Origin of the sequence: Streptomyces sp. NPDC006458, assembly GCF_040612135.1 — a bacterium.
GTDB lineage: Bacteria > Actinomycetota > Actinomycetes > Streptomycetales > Streptomycetaceae > Streptomyces.
In genome coordinates, this window is sequence record NZ_JBEXPR010000009.1 from 104,348 (window position 1) to 126,276 (window position 21,929).

Genomic DNA, 21,929 nt, shown 5'->3' on the forward strand with positions numbered 1-21,929 from the left:
CTCTTGGGCCCCGCCTGTCTCGCCCCTTGGTGTGCCCGGACACAGTGGGAATGCGCGCCCCTTAGGATCCGTTGGGTGGGGTGAGAGTTCCGAGGGGCTCCCACCGGTCGAACGACGCAGTCCAGAGACGAGGAAACTAGCCGTGAGCGACGTCCGTAACGTGATCATCATCGGCTCCGGGCCCGCCGGCTACACGGCGGCGCTCTACACCGCGCGCGCGTCGCTGAAGCCCCTGGTGTTCGAGGGTGCCGTCACCGCCGGCGGTGCGCTGATGAACACCACCGAGGTGGAGAACTTCCCGGGCTTCCAGGACGGCATCATGGGCCCGGAGCTCATGGACAACATGCGCGGCCAGGCCGAGCGCTTCGGCGCCGAGCTCATTCCCGACGACATCGTCTCCGCCGACCTCACCGGTGAGATCAAGACCGTCACCGACACCGCCGGCACGGTCCACCGGGCCAAGGCCGTCATCGTCGCCACCGGCTCCCAGCACCGCAAGCTCGGCCTGCCCAACGAGGACGCCCTGTCCGGCCGCGGTGTCTCCTGGTGTGCCACCTGTGACGGCTTCTTCTTCAGGGACCAGGACATCGCCGTGATCGGCGGCGGCGACACCGCGATGGAGGAGGCCACCTTCCTCTCGCGCTTCGCCAAGTCCGTGACGATCGTCCACCGCCGCGACAGCCTGCGCGCCTCCAAGGCCATGCAGGACCGCGCCTTCGCCGACCCGAAGATCAAGTTCGTCTGGGACAGCGAGGTCGCCGAGGTCCAGGGCGACCAGAAGCTCGCGGGCCTGAAGCTGCGCAACGTCAAGACCGGTGAGCTCTCCGACCTCCCGGTGACCGGCCTGTTCATCGCGATCGGCCACGACCCGCGCACCGAGCTGTTCAAGGGCCAGCTGGACCTGGACGAGGAGGGCTACCTCAAGGTGGCCGCCCCCTCCACCCGGACGAACCTGACCGGCGTCTTCGGCGCCGGTGATGTCGTCGACCACACCTACCGCCAGGCGATCACCGCGGCCGGCACCGGCTGCTCCGCCGCGCTCGACGCCGAGCGCTTCCTCGCCGCCCTCGCGGACGAGGACAAGGCCGAGCCCGCGACCGTCTGACCTCCACCCACCCCACGCACACCACAAAGGAGCCCCCTGTGGCCGGCACCCTGAAGAACGTGACCGACGATTCCTTCGAGCAGGACGTCCTCAAGAGCGACAAGCCCGTCCTGGTGGACTTCTGGGCTGCCTGGTGCGGCCCGTGCCGTCAGATCGCTCCGTCCCTCGAGGCCATCGCCGCCGAGCACGGCGACAAGATCGAGATCGTCAAGCTCAACATCGACGAGAACCCGGCCACGGCTGCCAAGTACGGCGTCATGTCGATCCCGACGCTGAACGTCTACCAGTCCGGTGAGGTCGCCAAGACCATCGTCGGTGCCAAGCCGAAGGCCGCGATCCTGCGCGACCTCGAGGACTTCATCGCCGAGTGACTCTCGGATGTGAAGCGCTCCGACGTTTCACGTGAAACATGAAGGGGGCCGACCCGACAGGGCCGGCCCCCTTCATGCTGCGGCAGGCGTCTCACGGTGCGGCAGGCGTCAGAGGGGACGCAGCGCCGGTTCCTTCTGGACGGCTCCCAGCAGCCGGTCCAGCGCCATCTCCACGTCTTCCTTCCAGGAGAGGGTGGTGCGCAGCTCCAGCCTCAGCCGGGGGTGAGTGGGATGCTGTCGGACCGTCTTGAAGCCGACAGCGAGGAGATGATCGGCGGGCAGCAGACAGGCGGGCTCCTTCCAGCGGGCGTCCCCGAACGCCTCGATCGCCTTGAAGCCGCGCCGCAGGAGGTCCTTGGCGACCGTCTGCACCATCACCCGGCCCAGTCCCTGGCCCTGGTAGCCGGGAAGGATGAAGCCCGTCATCAACTGGACGGCATCGGGGGACACGGGACTCGTCGGGAACGCCGTGGAGCGGGGGACATAGGCAGGCGGCGCGTAGAGGACGAAGCCCACGGGGACGTCGTCGACATAGACGACCCTGCCGCACGATCCCCAGTCCAGCAGGACGGCGGAGATCCACGACTCCTTCTCCATGGCCGACGTGCCGGCTCTTACCGCGGCCTCCCCGCTGACCGGATCGAGCTCCCAGAAGACGCACGAGTGGCAGCGCTGGGGAAGGTCCTCAAGGTTGTCCAGCGTGAGCGGTGCAAGCCGACGCCCCATGAAGGCTGTTCCTCGCTTCCTTCGCCCGCGGCATCGCGGGCGGCAGTCAGAGCGCTGTGTTCTCTGAGCAGTCCGACGACGAATCCTCCTACGGCGCCCAGGCCCAGTCCCGCGCTCACCAGTCCGGTCCGGCTCATCGTTCGCACGGCCCCTGCCTCCCCTTGAGGTAATGCCAGGTGGATGCGCCTTTCCGATCGCATCGTATCCACCAGGAGATTCACTCGATACCGACAGAAAGCAAAGAGCGAACCGTGTTCCGGTACACACCGGACACGGCTCGCTCACCTGGCGTGCCCCACGCGGGGGCGGCTCAGTCCTCCGCGTCGTCGGAGTCGCCGTCCAGCAGGCTCTTCTGCAGAACCGGCCCCTCGCCGGGAGCCAGCGTGCCGAGGATGCGCTCAAGGTCCTCCACCGAAGCGAACTCGACCGTGATCTTGCCCTTCTTCTGGCCCAGGTCGACCTTCACCCGGGTCTCGAAGCGGTCCGACAGTCGGCCCGCGAGATCGGTGAGGGCCGGGGAGAGCCGCGCGCCCGCACGGGGTCCCTTGGCTCGGGGAGCCTTCTGCGGCCGCGACCCCATCAGGGTCACGATCTCCTCCACCGCACGCACCGAGAGCCCCTCGGCGACGATCCGGTGGGCCAGACGGTCCTGCTCCTCCGCGTCCTCCACGGACAGCAGTGCTCGGGCGTGACCGGCGGACAGCACCCCGGCCGCGACCCGACGCTGAACCGTGGGCGAGAGCTTCAGCAGCCGCAGGGTGTTGGAGACCTGCGGACGGGACCGGCCGATGCGGTCCGCCAACTGGTCGTGCGTGCAGTTGAAGTCCTTCAGGAGCTGGTCGTAGGCGGCCGCCTCTTCCAGCGGGTTCAGCTGGGCCCGGTGGAGGTTCTCCAGGAGGGCGTCCAGGAGAAGCTTCTCGTCGTCCGTGTGCCGGACGATCGCCGGGATGGCCTCCAGGCCGGCCTCACGGCAGGCCCTCCAGCGCCGCTCGCCCATGATGAGCTCGTAGCGGCCGGCGCCGACCTGCCGGACGACGACGGGCTGCAGCAGACCGACCTCCTGGATGGAGGTGATCAGTTCGTGCAGAGCGTCCTCGTCGAAGACCTCACGCGGCTGGCGCGGGTTCGGCGTGATGGCGTCCAGCGGGATCTCGGCGAAGTGGGCGCCGATGGGAGCCGCGGGCGTCTCCACCGGGGCGGGCACCGGGAAGTCATCTGTTTCACGTGAAACAGGAGGCAGCATGGCCACCTTGGCCGCGGCCACTCCCCGCTCGGCCGTCAGTACCGGGACCGCCGCGGGAGGCGTGGAGCCGACGCTCCCCACCTCGTCTGCGGCCGGCGTCTTCTCCGTGGAGGCCGCGGGGATGAGTGCGGCGAGTCCTCGGCCCAGTCCCCTCCGTCGCTCACTCACTGGATCCCCTCCACCATGCTCGGGTTGCTCTGGGCGCCGATGTGGGCGCGGGTCGGGTCATAGCTGACGCCGACGCCCTTCAGCGCGATCTCTCGTGCGGCCTCAAGGTAGGACAGGGCACCGCTCGATCCGGGATCGTAGGTCAGCACCGTCTGTCCGTAGCTCGGCGCCTCGGAGATGCGGACAGAGCGGGGAATGCTCGTCCGCAGCACCTCGTCGCCGAAGTGGTTGCGCACCTCGTCCGCGACCTGAGACGCCAGGCGCGTCCGGCCGTCGTACATGGTGAGCAGGATCGTCGACACATGCAGGGCGGGGTTGAGGTGCCCCCGGACCAGGTCGACGTTGCGCAGCAGTTGCCCCAGACCCTCCAGCGCGTAGTACTCGCACTGGATGGGGATGAGGACCTCCTGGCCCGCGACCATCGCGTTGACCGTCAGCAGCCCGAGGGAGGGCGGGCAGTCGATGAGGACGTAGTCCAGCGGCTGCTCATAGGCCTGGATGGCCCGCTCAAGCCGACTCTCCCGTGCCACCAGGGACACCAGCTCGATCTCCGCACCGGCCAGATCGATCGTGGCGGGGGCGCAGAAGAGGCCCTCGACATCGGGGACGGGCTGTACGACCTCGGCGAGCGGTCTGCTCTCGACCAGTACGTCGTAGATCGACGGGACGTCGGCGTGGTGGTCGATTCCGAGGGCCGTGGACGCGTTGCCCTGAGGATCGAGATCGATCACCAGGACCCGGGCGCCGTGCAGAGCCAGGGACGCGGCGAGATTGACGGTCGTCGTCGTCTTGCCGACCCCGCCCTTCTGGTTGGCGACAACGATGTTCCGGGTCTGCTCGGGCCGCGGCAGGCCCTCCCCAGCGCGTCCCAGAGCCTCGACCGCCAGTTGGGCGGCACGACCGATGGGGGTGTCGTCCATCGGAGGCGGTGTTTCACGTGAAACATCCTCCCCCAGCGACTCGGTACGGGGACCAGGGACCGGATCGGTCATCGGTCCCGCGATGTTGGCGTCGGACCGCAAGGATTCACTCTCCTCGACTTCAGGCTCGCAATGAACAGAGCCTCCCATGTCTTCGGGGTCGTGAACCAGTGAGGCCGGTGCTTGTGTGGAGAAATCCACCTCTGTGGACAACTCCGATCCCGCTTCGAGTGAACCGACAGGCTTGTCCAGCGAACCGAGAGGCTTGCGTTCGCGAGGTTCGGCCGCGGCGCGGCCTCGACTGATGATGCCGTGCAGCAGTGAGCGACGTTTCACGTGAAACACGATGCACAGCGTCCAGGGCCGAACTCTCGCGACACTCCGTCATACACGGGTTGGGCAGCTTGTGTGGAGTACGCCGCCCCACCACCCAGGGCTCAGCGGCGCCGGCGTGTCCGTCCCGTACGGGCCGCCTTCGCCCGCTTGGCAGCGAAGCGCACACCGCCCGGACTCTCGCCGACCTCCACGCGCACGACGGTGGACAGCGGGTCCACCACGCCCTCGCCCACGTGAAGGACGGACGTCGCCACGGCACCGAGCTTGCTCAGCGCGGTGGCCGAGCTCTTGAGCTCCTCCTCCGCGGTGTCTCCCTTGAGCGCGAGCATCTCCCCGTAGGGCCGCAGCAGTGGAATGCCCCAAGTGGCGAGGCGGTCCAGCGGGGCGACGGCACGGGCGGTGACCACATGGACCGGAGGCAGCTTGCCCATGACCTCCTCGGCACGGCCGCGGACGACCGTGACATGGTCCAGGCCCAGCAGCTCCACGACCTCGGTCAGAAAGGTCGTACGCCGAAGGAGGGGCTCCAGAAGAGTGATCTTCAGGTCCTCGCGAACGAGGGCGAGCGGAATGCCGGGCAGGCCGGCGCCTGAGCCGACATCGCAGACCGTGACGCCCTCGGGCACGACCTCGGAGAGCACCGCGCAGTTCAGCAGATGCCGCTCCCACAGACGCGGCACTTCGCGTGGGCCGATCAGGCCACGCTGCACGCCCGCCTCGGCAAGCAGCTCCGCATACCGGACCGCGTCCGGGAAACGAGCGCCGAAGACCGCACGTGCCTGTTCGGGCGCAGGGGGAAGCTCCGCTGCCTCCGTCACGGGGGACCGTCCTTCCGTACGGCATCGGCGCGGTGGGCGCCGACACCAGAACCACCAGAACTATCAGGCTGACAAAATTCGGCCCCGTCTGCGCTACAGACGGGGCCGGTGGATCGTGCGGACCGATCAGACGGGCAACACGACGACGAAGCGCTGGGGCTCCTCGCCCTCGGACTCGCTGCGCAGCCCCGCGGCCTTGACCGCGTCGTGCACGACCTTGCGCTCGAACGGGGTCATCGGATTCAGCTTCACCGGGGTGCCGCTGCTCTTGGCCTCGGCCGCGGCCTTGGCGCCCAGTTCGGCGAGCTCGGTGCGCTTCTTGGCCCGGTAGCCCGCGACGTCCAGCATCAGACGGCTGCGGTCGCCGGTCTCCCGGTGCACGGCCAGGCGCGTGAGCTCCTGGAGCGCCTCCAGCACCTCGCCGTCCCGACCGACCAGCTTCTGCAGGTCGCGGCCGCCCGCCTCACTGATGATCGAGACAGAGGCGCGGTCGCCCTCGACGTCCATGTCGATGTCGCCGTCGAGATCGGCGATGTCCAGCAGACCCTCAAGGTAGTCCGCCGCGATCTCGCCCTCCTGCTCCAGGCGGGTCAGGGTGTCTGCACCCTCGGCAGCGGCGGAGGTGGTGCCTTCCGTCACGGGATGGGCTCCTTCTTACTTCTTGGACGGGGACTTGGGACGCTGCGGACCCTTGCGCTGCCCGGACTGAGCCTTGCTGCGAGTACCGGAGCCGGGCTTCGGTTCGGCTCGCTTCTGCGCGGCCGGGGCGGAGTCCTCAGGTGTGTCGGACGTCTCGGGCGAGGTGTCCTCGTCGGCGGCCTTGGGGTTACCGGACTGACGCTGCGACTTGCTCTGCCGCTTGGGCTGCTGGCGCTTGGCCGGTGCGGTGGCCGCCACGGTCGTGGGCGCGCCGTCCTCGGTCACGGTGGCGACGGCGCCCTCGCTCTTGATCACGGTGCCGTCGGCCTGGGCCGCCAGACCCGCCTTGCCGAGGCCGTTGATGAACTTGCGCTCATGGTCGTTGCGGTCCCGGCCCTTGACGACGATGGCCTTCACGATGGCCTTCTCGCGGCGGTTGCGGGTCTTGCCGTGGTGCGTGACGTGCTTGTAGAGGCGCTCCAGGTAGGCGGCCTGGGCCTTGGAACCCGGGGTCGGGTTGTTGTGGATGACGTACATCTGCTGGCCCATGGTCCACACGTTGGTGGTCAGCCAGTAGACGAGGACACCGACCGGGAAGTTGATGCCGAAGACGGCGAAGATGACCGGGAAGACGTACATCAGCATCTTCTGCTGCTGCATGAAGGGCGTCTTCACGCTGGTGTCGACGTTCTTCGTCATCAGCTGGCGCTGCGTGTAGAACTGCGACAGCGACATCAGGGCGATCATGACCGCGGTGACGATGCGGACGGTGGCCAGCGAGGCGTCCAGCGCGGCGACCTCGGCGGCGCTGTCGGTGAACTTCGCGGCCAGCGGGGCCCCGAAGATGTGCGCCTGCTGCGCGCTCTCCAGCAGGCTCTGGTTGATGACACCGACGGTCTCACCGTTCGCGATGCCGTTGAGCACGTGGTACAGGGCGAAGAAGAACGGCGACTGGGCCAGGATGGGAAGGCACGAGGAGAGCGGGTTGGTACCCGTCTCCTTGTACAGCTTCATCATCTCTTCGGACTGGCGCTGCCGGTCGTTCTTGTAGCGCTCCTGGATCTTCTTCATCTCAGGCTGGAGCGTCTGCATCGCCCGCGTGGCCTTGATCTGCTTGACGAAGAGCGGGATCAGGCAGATCCGGATGACGATCACCAGGGACACGATGGACAGGCCCCAGGCCCAGCCCGTGTCGGGTCCGAAGATCGCACCGTACAGACTGTGGAACTGCACGATGACCCAGGAGACGGGCGTGGTGATGAAACTGAAGAGGCTTGCAATCGTGTCCACTAATCATGCTCCTTGGGCATGGGACGAGGTCTCTGCGGCCGGGCTCGACGGACCGGAGGAATCGCGTCCGTCAATGGCCGGTTCGGCGGCGGAGGGCCCGCCCTTGCGTGAGCGCCAGGCGTCGCGCAGCATTTCGTGCCACCGGGGGCGCTTGCGCGGCGGGACATGGTCCACGCCGCCCAGAGACCACGGGTTGCAACGAAGGATGCGCCAGGCGGTCAAGGCAGTGCCCTTGATCGCACCGTGCCGGTCGATGGCGGTGTACCCGTAGTGGGAGCACGACGGGTAGTACTTGCACACCGGCCCGAGCAATGGACTGATCGTCCACTGGTACAGCTTGATCAGTGCCAGCAGCGGGTACTTCATCGAGCGCCCCCTCCCAGGAGCCGCTCCAGTGCGGCGTCCAGGTCTCGGGCCAGGTGTTCGTGGTCGGCGTCGCCCGCGTCGGGCAGCGCTCGTACCACTACCAGGCTACCGGGGGGCAGGATTGCCACCCGGTCACGCATGAGGTGACGAAGTCTGCGCTTGACTCTGTTGCGCACGACCGCTCCACCCACGGCCTTGCTCACGACGAAACCCGCACGCGTCGGAGGAGCGCTCTCCCCAGGCGCGTGCGGGTCCGTGGCACCGCTTCGAAGGTGGACGACGAGAAGAGGGCGACCGGCCCTGCGTCCTCGTCGTACCGCGGTCGCGAAGTCCTCGCGCCGCCTCAGCCGGTTCTCGGTGGGCAGCACGACGGCATGACCTGACCGGGATCAGGCGGACAGTCGGGCGCGACCCTTGCTACGGCGGGACGCCAGGACGGCGCGGCCGGCACGGGTGCGCATACGCAGCCGGAAGCCGTGGGTCTTCGCGCGACGACGGTTGTTCGGCTGGAAGGTGCGCTTGCTCACTCGGGGGCTCCAGAAAGAATCAGTAGTGGCGGGGTGCCGTCCTGGCTGTCACCGTGCGCCCACGAGTAGCTCGCGTTACGCCCGAGTGCACCGCTTTCCGATCACCTAGACGCGATCTGTGCCCATCGGAGGCAGGCGGCAGCAGCCATCGACAACTCGACCTGGTTACGGTACGCGGGGCTACGCCATCCGGTCAAACCAGGGGTCGACGGGAGACACTGTCCACAGGCTGGGGACAACAACTTGAACCCTACCCGCCGCGCTGACTACCGTGGCTGAACTCCGATTCGTTCCCTTGTCACCCGCGCAGCGGGTTTGTTCCACCCGACCCGCCCCGATCTACATCCCGATCCGTCCCGTGAACCACACGTTCGTGGGACCTGTGAGAGAGCGTGCCCTGTGGCTGACGTACCTGCCGATCTTGCCGCAGTGTGGCCACGAGTACTCGAGCAACTTCTCGGTGAGGGCCGCGGGCAGGGTGTCGAGGCCAAGGACGAGCACTGGATCCGACGCTGCCAGCCGCTCGCGCTGGTCGCCGACACCGCGCTGCTGGCCGTACCGAACGAGTTTGCGAAGAACGTGCTCGAGGGCCGTCTCGCGCCGATCGTGAGCGAAAAACTGAGCCGCGAGTGCGGCCGCCCCATCCGTATCGCGATCACCGTGGACGACTCCGCGGGCGAGCCCCCGGCCCCTCAACCGCCCGCCCCCCAGCCGCAGTCGCCCACGCGCTACGACGAGCCCGAGCCCGCCCCGTACGAGAGCTACGGCCGCCACCGTGCCGAGCCGCTGCCGGGCACCGGCGAGCAGCTCCCGACCGCGCGCCCGGCCTACCCGGCGGAGTACCAGCGCCCCGAGCCGGGCGCCTGGCCGCGCCCCGCCCAGGACGAGTACAGCTGGCAGCAGCCACGCCTGGGCTTCCCGGAGCGCGACCCGTACGCAGACCGCGACCCCCGCGAACGTGACCGTGAGCGTGAGCGGGACAGCTATGCGGATCGCGACCGTGACCGTGACCGTGACGGCTATGCCGACCGCGACCCGTACGCGGACCGCGAACGCGACGCCTACACGGACCGCGACCGCGACCGTGACCGCGATCCGTACGCCTCGCCCTCCTCCCAGAGCCCCTACGGCTCCCCGCCCAAGGACCCCTACGGCTCGTCCGCCCAGGACTACCGCCCGCAGGCGCCGGAGCGGCCGTCGTACGACCAGACGCGCGTGGACTACGACCAGCGCGACGCCCGCCGCCAGCTGCCCGAGCCGCCGTCCGGCCCCGGCCCCGCGCACCGCGGCGGCGCCGGAGGCCCGGCTTCCGTGGGCGCGCCCGGCGGCGGACCGCTGGGCGCCTCGCCCACGCCGGCCGGTGGTCCGGGTGAGCCGACCGCGCGGCTGAACCCGAAGTACCTCTTCGACACGTTCGTCATCGGCGCGTCCAACCGCTTCGCGCACGCGGCCGCGGTGGCCGTCGCCGAGGCACCCGCCAAGGCGTACAACCCCCTCTTCATCTACGGGGAGTCGGGGCTCGGCAAGACGCACCTGCTGCACGCGATCGGGCACTACGCGCGCAGCCTCTACCCGGGTACGCGGGTGCGGTACGTGAGCTCGGAGGAGTTCACCAACGAGTTCATCAACTCCATCCGCGACGGCAAGGGCGACAGCTTCCGCAAGCGCTACCGCGAGATGGACATCCTGCTCGTCGACGACATCCAGTTCCTGGCGGACAAGGAGTCGACGCAGGAGGAGTTCTTCCACACCTTCAACACCCTCCACAACGCCAACAAGCAGATCGTGCTCTCCAGCGACCGGCCGCCCCGGCAGCTGGTGACGCTGGAGGACCGGCTGCGGAACCGTTTCGAGTGGGGTCTGACGACCGACGTCCAACCGCCGGAGCTGGAGACGCGTATCGCGATCCTGCGCAAGAAGGCGGTCCAGGAGCAGCTCAACGCCCCGCCGGAGGTACTGGAGTTCATCGCCTCCCGGATCTCGCGGAACATCCGTGAGCTGGAGGGCGCGCTGATCCGGGTGACGGCTTTCGCGTCCCTGAACCGGCAGCCGGTCGACCTGGGCCTGACGGAGATCGTCCTGAAGGACCTGATCCCCGGCGGGGAGGACTCCGCCCCGGAGATCACCTCCACGGCCATCATGAGCGCCACGGCGGACTACTTCGGGCTGACCGTCGAGGACCTGTGCGGCACCTCGCGCGGCCGCGCGCTGGTGACCGCCCGGCAGATCGCCATGTATCTGTGCCGTGAGCTCACGGATCTGTCGCTGCCGAAGATCGGCGCGCTGTTCGGCGGCCGCGACCACACCACGGTCATGCACGCGGACCGGAAGATCCGGAATCTGATGGCCGAGCGGCGCTCGATCTACAACCAGGTCACCGAGCTCACCAACCGCATCAAGGCCGGCTGAGCCCTTCACGGACCGGTTCAGGTCCGCCGAGACCTGTCACGTACCGCCGGACCCCACCACCGACCGCTTCCAGGCCCGCCGAGCCCTCACCAACCGGTCCAGGACCGCCTCACCCAGAGCCGTCCGGACGCTCGAAGGTGCCCCGGAAACGGCCCTCACGACGCACCAGGAGCGCACCAAGGGCGCCTCGGGAACGACTCCCGGGGCGCCCTTCATGTTTCCGGCGAGTCATCCACTGTTCGAATTCGAGCCGGGTTACGGCCACTCTCCACAGATTTGCCGACTTTCTTCCGTCCACATGCTGGGGACCGTGGAGTTGTCCCGAACCGTGTCCACAGCAGACCCTGTTGAAGGAACATCAGACCAGGTCACCTGCCTGTGGATTCGTGGATGAAAGTTCTCCACAGACTGTGGAGAACTCGGCGATCCACACCCTGTGCACAAGGTTTTCCACCGACAACCCACAGGCTGAGGCCTGTTGTCCCCAATGATTCCCGGCTTCTCCACATGTCTGTCCACTGTTCGGCAACCCGACGCCCCTGCCCACCGGGTCGAGTGAAAGCCGTCACACGAAGTTGCCGGGTTGGCCTGTGGGAAAGATGGGTAAAGCTGGGGACGACGCTGGGGAGAACTCGCCCCATCCTGTGCATGGCGTGTGCAGAACTTTCCGTTCTCCACAGATGACCCCAGTTGTCCACCGCCTCCGCCCACAGGGCCTGGGGACAAAATTTGGGCTCTGACCTGCGAAAACGGGGTTATCCACGGTATCCACAGCCCCTACTACTACTCCCGACTAGAGAGAGTCCGGGAATCGCTTTGAAGCGGGGCCTGTGCACAACTCGCTCTCCGGCGCCCGACCGCGCCTCGTCACGACTTGACCCCGAGAGGCACCGACTGTCAGTGCGGTGCGTCAGACTGGTCCCCGGTGTCCTGCCCGTCCCAGTGGCCGGCGACACCGAGACAGACGACGAAGCGAAGCAGGGCGAGAAGCGCCGGCAACAGCAGGAGGCGGCTTACGGTGAAGATCCGGGTGGAACGCGACGTACTCGCGGAGGCAGTGGCCTGGGCGGCGCGCAGCCTCCCGGCCCGTCCACCGGCGCCGGTCCTCGCCGGCCTGCTGCTGAAGGCCGAGGACGGCCAGCTGAGCCTGTCGAGCTTCGACTACGAGGTCTCGGCACGGGTCAGCGTCGAGGCGGAGGTCGACGAGGAGGGCACCGTCCTCGTCTCCGGCCGCCTGCTGGCCGACATCTCGCGCGCCCTCCCCAACCGGCCGGTGGAGATTTCCACAGACGGTGTACGGGCGACCGTGGTCTGCGGCTCCTCGCGGTTCACGCTCCACACCCTGCCTGTGGAGGAGTACCCGGCGCTGCCGCAGATGCCGAACGCGACCGGCACGGTCCCCGGCGAGGTCTTCGCCTCCGCCGTCTCCCAGGTCGCCATCGCGGCCGGCCGTGACGACACGCTGCCCGTCCTGACCGGTGTGCGCATCGAGATCGAGGGCGACACCGTGACGCTGGCCTCCACCGACCGCTACCGCTTCGCGGTCCGCGAGTTCCTGTGGAAGCCGGAGAACCCGGAGGCCTCCGCGGTCGCCCTGGTGCCCGCCAAGACGCTCCTGGACACCGCCAAGGCGCTCACGAGCGGCGACAGCGTGATCCTGGCGCTGTCCGGCTCGGGCTCGGGCGAGGGCCTGATCGGCTTCGAGGGCGCCGGCCGTCGTACGACGACCCGCCTGCTGGAAGGCGACCTGCCGAAGTACCGCACGCTGTTCCCGACGGAGTTCAACTCCATCGCCGTGATCGAGACCGCCCCGTTCGTGGAGGCCGTCAAGCGTGTGGCCCTGGTCGCCGAGCGGAACACCCCGGTGCGCCTCAGCTTCGAGCAGGGTGTGCTGATCCTGGAGGCCGGTTCCAGCGACGACGCACAGGCTGTGGAGAGGGTCGACGCCCAGCTGGAGGGCGACGACATCTCGATCGCCTTCAACCCGACCTTCCTGCTGGACGGCCTGAGCGCGATCGACTCCCCGGTGGCGCAGCTGTCCTTCACGACCTCCACCAAGCCCGCGCTGCTCAGCGGCAAGCCGGCGCTCGACGCGGAGGCGGACGAGGCGTACAAGTACCTGATCATGCCGGTGCGCCTCAGCGGCTGAGCCCCGTCGCCCGCGACTAGTTGTCCACAGGCCGTGGGAAAAGTCCCCCGGCCTGTGGGGAAAATCGCAGGTGAGGCGGCGCATGTGGGCGTACGTATGAGCGGGTATGCCCACAGGTGTGCGTGACCGTCCGGGTTTAGGCTCGGACACAGGTACGAAGGTGCCTGACACGCCACAGCAACCTAAGGAACCATTGATGGAGCTCGGTCTCGTCGGCCTCGGCAAGATGGGCGGCAACATGCGCGAGCGGATCCGCCGCGCGGGCCACACCGTCGTCGGATACGACCGCAACCCGGACCTCGCGGATGTCCACAGCCTGGAAGAGCTTGTGGGCAAGCTCAAGGGTCCGCGCGTCGTCTGGGTGATGGTCCCGGCCGGCGGGGCCACGCAGTCCACCGTCGACGAGCTCGCCGAGCTGCTGGAGCCGGGCGACGTGGTCGTCGACGGCGGCAACTCCCGCTGGACGGACGACGAGAAGCACGCCGAGGAACTGGCCGCCAAGGGCATCGGCTTCGTCGACTGCGGCGTCTCCGGCGGTGTGTGGGGCCTGGAGAACGGCTACGCGCTGATGTACGGCGGCGACGCGGAGAACGTCGCCAAGGTGCAGCCGGTCTTCGACGCGCTCAAGCCCGAGGGCGACTTCGGCGCGGTGCACGCCGGCAAGGTCGGCGCGGGCCACTTCGCGAAGATGGTCCACAACGGCATCGAGTACGCGATGATGCAGGCCTACGCCGAGGGCTGGGAGCTGCTGGAGAAGGTCGACTCCGTGGAGAACGTCCGCGAGGTCTTCCGCTCCTGGCAGGAGGGCACCGTCATCCGCTCCTGGCTGCTGGACCTGGCCGTCAACGCCCTCGACGAGGACGAGCACCTGGACGGGCTGCGCGGTTACGCGCAGGACTCCGGCGAGGGCCGCTGGACCGTGGAGGCGGCGATCGACAACGCCGTCCCGCTCCCGGCGATCACGGCGTCGCTGTTCGCGCGGTTCGCCTCCCGCCAGGACGACTCTCCGCAGATGAAGATGATCGCGGCGCTGCGCAACCAGTTCGGTGGCCACGCGGTCGAGAAGAAGTAGACGCTCCCGAAGCACCTATTCGAGAGCGCAACAGGCAACACCGGGAAGCCGGGGGAGGTCGGCGAACGACCATGCACGTCACGCACCTGTCGCTGGCCGACTTCCGCTCGTACGCCCGGGTCGAAGTCCCGCTCGACCCGGGCGTCACCGCTTTCGTCGGGCCGAACGGCCAGGGGAAGACGAACCTCGTCGAGGCCGTGGGCTATCTCGCCACGCTCGGCAGCCACCGTGTGGCCTCCGACGCGCCCCTGGTGCGCATGGGCGCCGACCGGGCGGTGATCAGGGCGCAGGTGCGGCAGGGAGAGCGGCAGCAGCTGGTCGAGCTGGAGCTGAACCCGGGCAAGGCCAACCGCGCCCGTATCAACCGGTCCTCGCAGGTCAGACCCCGTGACGTGCTGGGCATCGTACGGACGGTGCTGTTCGCGCCGGAGGATCTGGCGCTGGTCAAGGGGGACCCGGGCGAGCGGCGGCGGTTCCTGGACGAGCTGATCACCGCGCGTTCCCCGCGGATGGCGGGGGTGCGCTCGGACTACGAGCGGGTGCTCAAGCAGCGCAACACCCTGCTGAAGACGGCCGCGCTGGCGCGGCGGCACGGCGGACGGAGGGGCGCACGTCCCGAGGGAGCGGATTCGAGCGCGGGGTCGGATCTGTCCACGCTCGACGTCTGGGACCAGCATCTCGCGCGCGCGGGAGCCGAGTTGCTGGCGCAGCGCCTCGATCTGATCGCGGCGATCCAGCCGCTGGCCGACAAGGCGTACGAACAGCTGGCGCCCGGGGGCGGACCGCTCTCGCTGGAGTACAAGCCGTCGGCGCCCGGCGAGGCGCACTCGCGCGAGGACCTCTACGCCCAGCTGATGGCCGCACTCGCGGAGGCCCGTAAGCAGGAGGTCGAGCGGGGCGTCACCCTCGTCGGACCCCACCGGGACGATCTGCAGCTCAAGCTCGGTCAGCTGCCCGCCAAGGGATACGCCTCGCACGGCGAGTCCTGGTCCTACGCGCTGGCGCTGCGGCTGGCCTCCTACGACCTGCTGCGGGCCGAGGGCAACGAGCCGGTGCTGATCCTGGACGACGTGTTCGCCGAGCTGGACGCCCGGCGGCGGGAGCGGCTGGCGGAGCTGGTGGCGCCGGGCGAGCAGGTGCTGGTGACGGCGGCGGTGGACGACGATGTGCCGGATGTGCTGACCGGGGCGCGGTACGAGGTGTCGGGCGGGACGGTGGAGCGCGTATGAGCGCCGATGTCCTCACCTCGCGGGAGCAGCGCTGATGAGCGAGTCCGACAAGCCCAAGGCGCCCGAGCCGTCCGGCGTAGACCTCGCGCGCGTGGCGCTTCGCGCGGCGAAGGAGGCGGCACGCGCGCGTGGTGACGCGGCGCAGCAGAAGAAGCAGGCGCGGCGCGGGGGACTGCGCTCCGGCGCACGCGCCGACGGCCGGGACCCGCTGGCGCTGGGCTCGGCGATCAACCGGCTGATCAGCGAGCGCGGTTGGGAGACGCCGGCGGCGGTGGGCGGTGTCATGGGGCGCTGGCCGCAGATCGTCGGCGAGGACGTGGCCAAGCACTGTGTGCCCGAGCGCTACGACGAGGACGAGCGGGTGCTGATCGTGCGCTGCGACTCGACGGCGTGGGCGACGAACCTGCGGTTGCTCGCGCCGACGCTGGTCGCCCGTCTGAACCAGGACCTCGGCCAGGGCGCGGTCCGTCTTCTGAAGGTCATGGGCCCCGGCGGGACGCCTCGCCGCTACGGTCCGCTGCGGGCACCGGGGAGCACCGGTCCGGGCGACACCTACGGCTGACGGTCCTTCGGGGCCGCCGTTCCGGACGGGGTCGTGCCCTGGCGCGGTGGGGTCGCGTCGTGGCCGGTGGCGTGTTCGCGGGCGGCCTGTGCGGGGTGTACGGGTGGCGTGCGGGGCTCAGATCCCGCGATCCCCGAAAGAGTGATCGAACTCACATTCACCCCTCCTCACGTCCCCCTTTCCCGCACCCCTCGCCGGTCCGTCGTGCAACCGCACGCGGGTGCGAATCCCGACCTGACCCGGGAGTAGCGAAGGGTTGACGGGTCGAAGCGCTGAGTGGCTCCGTGAGCCTCTTGGAGCCCCCATCCGTATATCGGGAGTCGGCCGAGCCGGGTTCAGGGCGGCACATGAGGACTCAGGCACCGGCAAACCCCCATCAGTGTCAGTGCTACCGGTAGACTGGAGACAATCCCGCCCCGCACTGTGGGGGACGCCCGGGAGAAGCTGAGCAACGCTGATCAAGGCTTACCAACGCAACATGCCGCAGCCGCTCCGGCAACCGCCGACGAGCTCGGCTCGTGCTGTGCCAGAAAGGGCGCTTCGTGGCCGATTCCGGCAACCCCAACGAGAACATCCCGTCCACCGACGCCGCCGCGGCCAACGCCGCGAACGGCGAGGTCACAGCGTACGACGCCAGCGCGATCACCGTCCTCGAAGGTCTGGACGCGGTCCGCAAGCGGCCGGGCATGTACATCGGCTCGACCGGTGAGCGAGGCCTGCACCACCTGGTGCAGGAGGTCGTCGACAACTCCGTCGACGAAGCGCTGGCCGGGCACGCGGACACGATCGACGTCACGATCCTCGCCGACGGCGGCGTGCGCGTGGTCGACAACGGCCGTGGCATCCCGGTGGACATCCACCCCGTCGAGAAGAAGCCGGCCGTCGAGGTCGTGCTCACCGTGCTGCACGCGGGCGGCAAGTTCGGCGGCGGCGGCTACGCGGTCTCCGGTGGTCTGCACGGCGTCGGCGTCTCGGTCGTCAACGCGCTGTCCATCAAGGTGAGCGTCGACATCAAGCGCGACGGCTTCCGGTGGACGCAGGACTACAAGCAGGGCGTCCCGACGGCCCCGCTGGCCAAGCACGAGGCGGTCCAGGACTCCGGTACGACGGTGACCTTCTGGGCCGACCCGGAGATCTTCGAGACCACGGAGTACTCCTTCGAGACGCTTTCCAGGCGTTTCCAGGAGATGGCGTTCCTCAACAAGGGCCTGACCATCAAGCTCACCGACGAGCGTGAGTCCGCGAAGGCCACCTCGGGCGCCGACGAGGCCGGCGGTGACGAGAAGGCCGAGGTCAAGACCGTCTCGTATCACTACGAGGGCGGCATCGTCGACTTCGTGAAGTACCTCAACTCCCGCAAGGGCGACGTGGTGCACCCCTCCGTCATCGACCTGGAGGCCGAGGACCGGGAGAGGCACCTCTCCATCGAAGTCGCGATGCAGTGGAACAGCAGCTACACCGAGGGCGTCTACTCGTTCGCGAACATCATCCACACGCACGAGGGCGGCACCCACGAAGAGGGCTTCCGCGCCGCGCTGACCAACCTGATCAACAAGTACGCGCGCGACAAGAAGCTGCTGCGCGAGAAGGACGACAACCTCACGGGTGACGACATCCGCGAGGGTCTGACGGCGATCATCTCGGTCAAGCTGAGCGAGCCGCAGTTCGAGGGCCAGACCAAGACCAAGCTGGGCAACACCGAGGCGAAGACCTTCGTGCAGAAGGCCGTCTACGAGCACCTCAGCGACTGGCTGGACCGCAACCCGAACGAGGCGGCGGACATCGTCCGCAAGGGCATCCAGGCGGCCACCGCGCGCGTGGCGGCCCGCAAGGCGCGCGACCTCACCCGCCGCAAGGGCCTGCTGGAGACCGCGTCCCTGCCGGGCAAGCTCTCCGACTGCCAGTCGAACGACCCCATCAAGTGCGAGATCTTCATCGTCGAGGGTGACTCCGCCGGCGGTTCGGCCAAGTCCGGCCGCAACCCCGAGGTCCAGGCGATCCTCCCGATCCGCGGCAAGATCCTCAACGTCGAGAAGGCCAGGATCGACAAGATCCTGCAGAACCAGGAGATCCAGGCGCTGATCTCCGCCTTCGGCACGGGCGTGCACGAGGACTTCGACATCGAGAAGCTCCGCTATCACAAGATCATCCTGATGGCGGACGCCGACGTCGACGGCCAGCACATCAACACGCTGCTGCTGACCTTCCTGTTCCGCTTCATGCGGCCGCTGGTCGAGGCCGGCCACGTCTACCTGTCGCGTCCCCCGCTGTACAAGATCAAGTGGGGCCGTGAGGACGTGGAGTACGCCTACTCCGACCGCGAGCGCGACGCCCTGATCGAGATGGGCCGCCAGCGCGGCAAGCGCATCCGCGAGGACTCCATCCAGCGCTTCAAGGGCCTCGGCGAGATGAACGCCGAGGAGCTGCGCGTGACGACCATGGACCAGGAGCACCGCGTCCTCGGCCAGGTCACCCTCGACGACGCCGCCCAGGCCGACGACCTGTTCTCCGTCCTGATGGGCGAGGACGTCGAGGCGCGCCGCCAGTTCATCCAGCGCAACGCCAAGGACGTCCGCTTCCTCGACATCTGAGTCGGTCTCAGCTGACCGCACCAGGAAGGATCCTCACCAGCAATGACCGACGAGAACACTCCCGTGACGCCGGGCGAAGAGGCACTCGCGCTGCGCGTCGAGCCCGTCGGGCTCGAAACCGAGATGCAGCGCTCGTATCTCGACTACGCGATGTCCGTCATCGTCTCCCGCGCGCTGCCGGACGTCCGTGACGGCCTCAAGCCCGTCCACCGGCGTGTGCTGTACGCGATGTACGACGGCGGCTACCGCCCCGAGCGCGGCTTCTACAAGTGCGCCCGCGTGGTCGGCGACGTCATGGGCAACTACCACCCCCACGGCGACAGCTCCATCTACGACGCCCTGGTCCGTCTCGCCCAGCCCTGGTCGATGCGCATGCCGCTCGTCGACTCCAACGGCAACTTCGGCTCCCCGGGCAACGACCCGGCGGCCGCCATGCGCTACACCGAGTGCAAGATGGCGCCGCTGTCGATGGAGATGGTCCGTGACATCGACGAGGAGACCGTCGACTTCACGGACAACTACGACGGCCGCTCCCAGGAGCCGACCGTCCTGCCCGCCCGCTTCCCGAACCTGCTGATCAACGGCTCCGCCGGTATCGCGGTCGGCATGGCGACCAACATCCCGCCGCACAACCTGCGCGAGGTCGCGGCCGGCGCCCAGTGGTACCTGGAGAACCCCGAGGCCTCCCACGAGGAGCTGCTGGACGCCCTCGTCGAGCGCATCAAGGGCCCGGACTTCCCGACCGGCGCGCTCGTCGTGGGCCGCAAGGGCATCGAGGAGGCCTACCGCACCGGCCGCGGCTCGATCACCATGCGCGCGGTCGTCCAGGTCGAGGAGATCCAGAACCGCCAGTGCCTGGTGGTCACGGAGCTGCCGTACCAGGTGAACCCCGACAACCTGGCCCAGAAGATCGCCGACCTGGTGAAGGACGGCAAGATCGGCGGCATCGCCGACGTCCGTGACGAGACGTCGAGCCGCACCGGCCAGCGCCTGGTGATCGTCCTGAAGCGGGACGCGGTCGCCAAGGTCGTGCTGAACAACCTCTACAAGCACACCGACCTGCAGACGAACTTCGGCGCCAACATGCTGGCGCTGGTCGACGGCGTGCCGCGCACGCTGTCCCTGGACGCCTTCATCCGCCACTGGGTGCAGCACCAGATCGAGGTCATCGTCCGCAGGACGCGCTTCCGGCTGCGCAAGGCCGAGGAGCGCGCGCACATCCTGCGCGGTCTGCTGAAGGCCCTGGACGCCATCGACGAGGTCATCGCCCTGATCCGGCGCAGCGACACCGTCGAGATCGCCCGCCACGGCCTGATGGACCTGCTGGAGATCGACGAGATCCAGGCCAACGCGATCCTGGAGATGCAGCTCCGCCGTCTCGCGGCCCTGGAGCGGCGCAAGATCGTCCAGGAGCACGACGAGCTCCAGTTGAAGATCAACGAGTACAACCAGATCCTGGCCTCCCCGGTCCGCCAGCGCGGCATCGTCAGCGAGGAGCTCGCCGCGATCGTCGAGAAGTACGGCGACGACCGCAAGACCCAGCTGATCCCCTACGACGGTGACATGTCCATCGAGGACCTCATCGCCGAGGAGGACATCGTCGTCACCGTCACGCGCGGCGGCTACGTCAAGCGCACCAAGGCGGACGACTACCGCGCCCAGAAGCGCGGCGGCAAGGGCGTGCGAGGCGCGAAGCTGAAGGAAGACGACATCGTCGACCACTTCTTCGTCTCCACCACGCACCACTGGCTGCTGTTCTTCACCAACAAGGGCCGGGTGTACCGGGCGAAGGCCTACGAGCTGCCCGACGCCGGCCGGGACGCGCGCGGCCAGCACGTCGCCAACCTGCTGGCCTTCCAGCCGGACGAGGCGATCGCCGAGATCCTCGCGATCCGCGACTACGACGCGGTGCCCTACCTGATCCTGGCGACCAAGGCGGGCCTGGTGAAGAAGACCCCGCTGAAGGACTACGACTCCCCGCGCTCCGGCGGTGTCATCGCCATCAACCTGCGTGAGCGCGAGGACGGCAGCGACGACGAGCTGATCGGCGCCGAGCTGGTCTCGGCCGAGGACGATCTGCTGCTGATCAGCAGGAAGGCGCAGTCGATCAGGTTCACGGCCACCGACGACGCGCTGCGTCCGATGGGCCGTGCCACCTCGGGTGTGAAGGGCATGAGTTTCCGCGAGGGGGACGAGCTGCTCTCGATGAATGTTGTTCGACCCGGTACGTTCGTGTTCACTGCCACAGACGGCGGGTACGCGAAGCGGACCGCTGTCGACGAGTACCGCGTCCAGGGTCGCGGTGGCCTGGGTATCAAGGCCGCCAAGATCGTGGAGGACCGCGGTTCTCTCGTCGGCGCGCTGGTGGTCGAGGAGTCGGACGAGATCCTCGCCATCACGCTGTCCGGCGGTGTGATTCGTACGCGAGTCAGCGGGGTCAGGGAGACGGGCCGTGACACCATGGGCGTCCAACTGATCAATCTGGGCAAGCGCGATGCCGTGGTCGGCATCGCACGCAACGCCGAGGCGGGGCGCGAGGCGGAGGAGGTCGACGGCGACGAGGCCGTCGACGAGACCGCCGAAGGCGTCGCGACCACCGGCACGGACGAGGGTGAAGCGCCCTCGGCCGAGTAGCACGAGGAGTGAGTCATCGTGAGCGGAGCCACGGGCGCCGGGCCGTCCGGTACGTCGGCCGGCACCCCGACCGGCACGGACGGCGGGGGCCGTGGCTCCGCCACGTATGGCGGAAACAGCGCCCACCACGCGCACACATCCTCGTACGGCACTCATGGATCCCAGGGGGGAACTGTGACGGACACCCGAGGCCCGCACACCCAGCAGTACGCGGCTGGAGCGGGCCCGGCCGCACCCGGAGCCGATCCGCACGCGGGCTCCCCGCTGCCGGGCGAACGGCAGCCGCAGCAGCAGGCGGGGCCCTACCACCCGCCGCAGGCCTACCAGACCCAGGGCGCGGACACCGGCGGCGTGCGCCGGCCGCGCACCGGCGCGCGCACCACACCGCGCGTGCGCAAGGCACGGCTGCGGGTGGCCAAGGCCGACCCGTGGTCGGTGATGAAGGTCAGCTTCCTGCTCTCCATCGCGCTCGGCATCTGCACCATCGTCGCCTCGGCGGTGCTGTGGATGGTCATGGACGCCATGGGCGTCTTCTCCACGGTCGGCGGCACCATCTCCGAGGCGACCGGGTCGAACGAGTCCAACGGCTTCGACCTGCAGTCGTTCCTGTCGCTGCCGAACGTCCTGATGTTCACGACGATCATCGCGGTCATCGATGTCGTCCTGGCGACGGCGCTGGCCACGCTCGGCGCGTTCATCTACAACCTGTCCGCGGGTTTCGTGGGCGGTGTGGAGCTGACGCTCGCCGAGGACGAGTGAGTCGCCGCAGGTAAC

19 protein-coding genes are annotated in these 21,929 nt (G+C 68.6%); 10 read left to right on the plus strand and 9 right to left on the minus strand.

Annotated features, from left to right (window positions below):
- Positions 1-142 precede the first annotated feature (142 nt).
- Positions 143-1,105 (plus strand): thioredoxin-disulfide reductase, encoded by a 963-nt coding sequence (trxB, locus tag ABZZ79_RS14450; protein ID WP_356689251.1) that lies wholly within the window; start codon positions 143-145, stop codon positions 1,103-1,105.
- Between the two features lie 38 nt (positions 1,106-1,143).
- Positions 1,144-1,476 (plus strand): thioredoxin, encoded by a 333-nt coding sequence (gene trxA / locus ABZZ79_RS14455; protein ID WP_356689252.1) that lies wholly within the window; start codon positions 1,144-1,146, stop codon positions 1,474-1,476.
- 108 nt (positions 1,477-1,584) lie between these two features.
- Here the strand turns inward: trxA and ABZZ79_RS14460 are convergent, their stop codons facing one another.
- From ABZZ79_RS14460 to rpmH, 9 genes are all read right to left on the minus strand, one after another.
- Positions 1,585-2,202 (minus strand): GNAT family N-acetyltransferase, encoded by a 618-nt coding sequence (locus ABZZ79_RS14460; RefSeq protein WP_356689253.1) that lies wholly within the window; start codon positions 2,200-2,202, stop codon positions 1,585-1,587.
- A 310-nt stretch (positions 2,203-2,512) separates the two neighbouring features.
- On the minus strand, positions 2,513-3,613 hold the full coding sequence (locus ABZZ79_RS14465) for a ParB/RepB/Spo0J family partition protein (RefSeq protein WP_356689254.1): 1,101 nt from the start codon (positions 3,611-3,613) through the stop codon (positions 2,513-2,515).
- A complete protein-coding gene (locus ABZZ79_RS14470) occupies positions 3,610-4,683 on the minus strand; it encodes an AAA family ATPase (RefSeq protein WP_356689394.1) in 1,074 nt (357 codons plus the stop codon). The genes ABZZ79_RS14465 and ABZZ79_RS14470 overlap by 4 nt, the downstream gene beginning before the upstream one ends.
- A 287-nt stretch (positions 4,684-4,970) precedes the next feature.
- Positions 4,971-5,687 carry a 16S rRNA (guanine(527)-N(7))-methyltransferase RsmG gene (gene rsmG, locus ABZZ79_RS14475; protein WP_356689255.1) on the minus strand — a complete coding sequence of 239 codons (717 nt, stop codon included), beginning with the start codon at positions 5,685-5,687 and terminating at the stop codon, positions 4,971-4,973.
- Positions 5,688-5,813: 126 nt separating this feature from the next.
- Entirely contained in the window at positions 5,814-6,326 is a 513-nt protein-coding gene (locus ABZZ79_RS14480) for a R3H domain-containing nucleic acid-binding protein (protein WP_356689256.1), read from the minus strand.
- A 15-nt stretch (positions 6,327-6,341) separates the two neighbouring features.
- Entirely contained in the window at positions 6,342-7,616 is a 1,275-nt protein-coding gene (yidC, locus tag ABZZ79_RS14485; protein ID WP_356689257.1) for a membrane protein insertase YidC, read from the minus strand.
- Positions 7,617-7,619: 3 nt separating this feature from the next.
- Positions 7,620-7,982 carry a membrane protein insertion efficiency factor YidD gene (gene yidD, locus ABZZ79_RS14490; RefSeq protein ID WP_356689258.1) on the minus strand — a complete coding sequence of 121 codons (363 nt, stop codon included), beginning with the start codon at positions 7,980-7,982 and terminating at the stop codon, positions 7,620-7,622.
- The gene (gene rnpA / locus ABZZ79_RS14495) at positions 7,979-8,350 is read right to left on the minus strand and encodes a ribonuclease P protein component (RefSeq protein ID WP_356689259.1); all 372 of its coding nucleotides are present in this window, start codon (positions 8,348-8,350) and stop codon (positions 7,979-7,981) included. Before rnpA ends, yidD begins: the two co-directional genes overlap by 4 nt.
- 21 nt (positions 8,351-8,371) lie before the next feature.
- The gene (rpmH, locus tag ABZZ79_RS14500) at positions 8,372-8,509 is read right to left on the minus strand and encodes a 50S ribosomal protein L34 (protein ID WP_016644655.1); all 138 of its coding nucleotides are present in this window, start codon (positions 8,507-8,509) and stop codon (positions 8,372-8,374) included.
- Between the two features lie 399 nt (positions 8,510-8,908).
- On the opposite strand from rpmH, the gene dnaA reads away from it, so the two are divergent.
- From dnaA to ABZZ79_RS14540, 8 genes are all read left to right on the plus strand, one after another.
- Positions 8,909-10,918 (plus strand): chromosomal replication initiator protein DnaA, encoded by a 2,010-nt coding sequence (gene dnaA / locus ABZZ79_RS14505; RefSeq protein WP_356689260.1) that lies wholly within the window; start codon positions 8,909-8,911, stop codon positions 10,916-10,918.
- Positions 10,919-11,936: 1,018 nt separating this feature from the next.
- Complete coding sequence (gene dnaN, locus ABZZ79_RS14510) at positions 11,937-13,067, plus strand: DNA polymerase III subunit beta (RefSeq protein WP_356689261.1); 1,131 nt, start codon at positions 11,937-11,939, stop codon at positions 13,065-13,067.
- Positions 13,068-13,263: 196 nt separating this feature from the next.
- Positions 13,264-14,139, plus strand: coding sequence for a phosphogluconate dehydrogenase (NAD(+)-dependent, decarboxylating) (gnd, locus tag ABZZ79_RS14515; protein WP_356689262.1), 876 nt, complete (start codon positions 13,264-13,266; stop codon positions 14,137-14,139).
- A gap of 71 nt (positions 14,140-14,210) precedes the next feature.
- A complete protein-coding gene (gene recF / locus ABZZ79_RS14520; RefSeq protein WP_356689263.1) occupies positions 14,211-15,368 on the plus strand; it encodes a DNA replication/repair protein RecF in 1,158 nt (385 codons plus the stop codon).
- 34 nt (positions 15,369-15,402) lie between these two features.
- Complete coding sequence (locus ABZZ79_RS14525; protein ID WP_356689264.1) at positions 15,403-15,930, plus strand: DciA family protein; 528 nt, start codon at positions 15,403-15,405, stop codon at positions 15,928-15,930.
- Positions 15,931-16,448: 518 nt separating this feature from the next.
- Positions 16,449-18,521: a DNA topoisomerase (ATP-hydrolyzing) subunit B gene (gene gyrB / locus ABZZ79_RS14530; RefSeq protein ID WP_356689265.1), complete on the plus strand. Its 2,073-nt coding sequence runs from the start codon at positions 16,449-16,451 to the stop codon at positions 18,519-18,521.
- 42 nt (positions 18,522-18,563) lie between these two features.
- Positions 18,564-21,155: a DNA gyrase subunit A gene (gene gyrA / locus ABZZ79_RS14535; protein WP_356689266.1), complete on the plus strand. Its 2,592-nt coding sequence runs from the start codon at positions 18,564-18,566 to the stop codon at positions 21,153-21,155.
- 18 nt (positions 21,156-21,173) lie between these two features.
- Complete coding sequence (locus ABZZ79_RS14540; RefSeq protein WP_356689267.1) at positions 21,174-21,914, plus strand: DUF3566 domain-containing protein; 741 nt, start codon at positions 21,174-21,176, stop codon at positions 21,912-21,914.
- Positions 21,915-21,929 lie beyond the last annotated feature (15 nt).

What these genes read in the sequence shown, in the direction of transcription:
- ABZZ79_RS14460 (WP_356689253.1), bottom strand. Translation starts at nt 2,202, where the DNA reads ATGGGGCGTCGGCTTGCACCGCTCACGCTGGACAACCTTGAGGACCTT.
- recF (WP_356689263.1), top strand. Translation starts at nt 14,211, where the DNA reads ATGCACGTCACGCACCTGTCGCTGGCCGACTTCCGCTCGTACGCCCGG.
- gyrA (WP_356689266.1), top strand. Translation starts at nt 18,564, where the DNA reads ATGACCGACGAGAACACTCCCGTGACGCCGGGCGAAGAGGCACTCGCG.
- gnd (WP_356689262.1), top strand. Translation starts at nt 13,264, where the DNA reads ATGGAGCTCGGTCTCGTCGGCCTCGGCAAGATGGGCGGCAACATGCGC.
- ABZZ79_RS14525 (WP_356689264.1), top strand. Translation starts at nt 15,403, where the DNA reads ATGAGCGAGTCCGACAAGCCCAAGGCGCCCGAGCCGTCCGGCGTAGAC.
- ABZZ79_RS14470 (WP_356689394.1), bottom strand. Translation starts at nt 4,683, where the DNA reads ATGGGAGGCTCTGTTCATTGCGAGCCTGAAGTCGAGGAGAGTGAATCC.
- yidD (WP_356689258.1), bottom strand. Translation starts at nt 7,982, where the DNA reads ATGAAGTACCCGCTGCTGGCACTGATCAAGCTGTACCAGTGGACGATC.